This is a genomic window from Tenacibaculum sp. AWR4_210 (assembly GCF_056160945.1).
Map to the genome: position 1 here is coordinate 1 of NZ_JBSWYF010000067.1, position 342 is coordinate 342.

At 50.0% G+C, this 342-nt stretch carries 1 protein-coding gene; it reads right to left on the reverse strand.

Annotated elements, in window-relative coordinates; genetic code table 11:
• Window positions 1–342: hypothetical protein (locus ACXAG7_RS20055; protein WP_476667940.1), on the reverse strand; the 342-nt coding region annotated here is incomplete at both ends.

Below are 342 nucleotides of genomic sequence, written 5' to 3' on the forward strand. Positions count from 1 at the left end.
TTCCTCCTAAGGCTGCAAATAACTGCCCTGATGTTACCGTGCTTCCTGCACAGATCGTTAGTGTTCCGTTAGTTCCCGCATTTGGTAAAGCTTGCTCGCTTACCACTACCTGAGCTATTGCTGCTGTGGTACATGGTGCCGTTGCTGCTACGGTATATGTATAGGTATTAGCGCCTGCTAATGCTGGTGACCAAGTACCTCCTGTAGCTGGGCTTCCTCCTAAGGCTGCAAATAACTGTGCCGATGTTACAGTGCTTCCTGCACAGATGGTAAGTGTTCCGTTAGTTCCCGCATTTGGTAAGGCTTGTTCGCTTACCACTACCTGAGCTGTTGCTGCTGTGG